Source organism: Mesorhizobium sp. M4A.F.Ca.ET.020.02.1.1 (assembly GCF_004022645.1).
Lineage (GTDB): Bacteria > Pseudomonadota > Alphaproteobacteria > Rhizobiales > Rhizobiaceae > Mesorhizobium.
This window is the reverse complement of record NZ_RZOI01000955.1, coordinates 1-1,896: the sequence shown is the minus strand read 5'-3', so window position 1 is coordinate 1,896 and position 1,896 is coordinate 1. Positions and strand designations below refer to the sequence as shown.

Below are 1,896 nucleotides of genomic sequence, written 5' to 3'. Positions count from 1 at the left end.
GACCACCGCTTCCATCAGCCCTTGCTCGGTTTCCATGCCAAGGCTGCGGCTGAGCCCGGGATTGCGCAGATCGCCATCGATCAGCAGCGTCCTGGCGCCGTTGGCGGCCAGCAGCCCCGCCAGGTTCGCCGCCACCGTCGACTTGCCCTCGCCGGGCAGAAGCGAGATCACGCCGATGACGCGGCTGCCCTGACCTTCCATGACCACGTCGAAGGCGATCTTGGCGTTGCGGAGCGTTTCGGCGAACATCGATGCCGGCGCGTCGATGCTGACCCGCATTCGCGCCCGCTTTTCCGCCGCCGAGAGGCTGGCGACCTTGGGATCAGCTTCGGCGTCGTCGGGCTTGTTGTCCTTGCCGGATCTGCCGCCGCCGATCGTCGGCAGGTAGCCGAGGAATTTGAGGCCAACGCGGTCGCGGATGTCGTCGCCGGTCCGGAAGAAGCGCTCGTTGAATTCATTCAAGCCGCCAAATCCGGCGCCGAGCAACACGCCAAGCACGAGGAAGAGCGCCAGCACCTTGGATGTGCGCGGGCCTGCCGCGGAGAGCGGCATAGTCGCATCAGAAATGATGCGCACCTTGCCGACCGGGAAGGACTGCTGCTGCGAGGCTTCCTCATAGCGGCTCAAGAACGTCTGATAGAGCGTGGTGAGCGCCGTCGCTTGCTGGTTCAGATCGCGCAGTTTGACCTGTGACTGGTTGTCGATGGAGCTCTTGCCTGCCGCGTCGGCGATCTTCTGCCTGAGCGCCGTCTCACGTGTCTGAGCCACTTCATACTCGTTGCGGTAATTTTCGGTAAGCTGCTTCAGCTCGCCAAAAATCTGCGCCGACACGTCGGCCTTCTCCTTGGCAAGCGCGACCGCTTGGGGATGGTCCGCACCGTAATTGGCCGAAACATCCTGCAGCCGCTTGGCGATGGTGAGATAGCGGGTCTTGAGCGTCGTGATGACCGAGCTGGCCGGCTGATCGCTTGCGATGGCCGAGTCGTTGAAGGCGTTGTCGGAGCCGCTGTCGACGATCGCCTTGTATTGCTGATAGCGGGCGCTGGCGCGAGCCGTATCGGCCTGCGCGACGATGAGCTGGGCATTCAGGTCGGCGAGCTGCTTGTCGCTCATCAGCTGCCCGTCGCTGTTGGCGGACAGCCCGTGCTCGGCCCGGAACGTCTCAACCGCCATCGACGCCTTCTGCGAGCTTTCGCGAAGCTCCGCCAAGCGGCCCTGCAGCCAGACGGCCGCGCGTTCGGTGGCGTCGAAGCTGGCGTTGAGCTGGTCGGCGAGATAGGCATCGGAATAGGCCTTGGTGATCGCCGTCGCCAGCGCCGGGTTCGGCGACTGATAGCCGATGGCAATCACATAGCTGCGGCCGTTGCGCTGCGCCTGCACCTCGTTCTGCAGCTTCAGCACGGCATAGTCGTGGCTCGCTTCCTTTTTCATGGCCTCGCGCGTCGCGGCGTCGACATTCTCCATGCCGGGAATTTCGTCGGCGGAGTTGCTGCGGAAATAGCCGATCACGCCGCGCAGGAAACCGATGCCCTTGGCCAGAGCCGATTGCGGCGGATTCATGAAGTCCTGGTTCTGGTCGAGTTTCAGCTTATCGACCACCACCGATGCCAGGCGGGCCGAGTTGATGATTTCGATCTGGCTGAGCAGGGCGGCATCCGTCTGCATGGTGACGGACGCGGCCGAGATGTCGTCGACGACCTTGTTCAGGCCCTCGTCGATCAACACGCTGGCGACCGACATGTATTGCTTGGGCGTGGTCTGCAGATAGATTACGCCGAGGAACAGGCCTATGACGGCGCACACCGCCACCACCTTGACCTGCCGCGCGGCCATGCCGAGCAGACGTTCGATGTCGATGAAGTCCTCACCTTTTTCCGCGTCCGCGCTAGGCAATGG

At 63.4% G+C, this 1,896-nt stretch carries 1 protein-coding gene; it reads right to left on the bottom strand.

Annotated features, from left to right (window positions below):
- On the bottom strand, window positions 1-1,896 hold a 1,896-nt coding region (locus tag EN742_RS33560; RefSeq protein WP_245492458.1), incomplete at both ends, for a Wzz/FepE/Etk N-terminal domain-containing protein.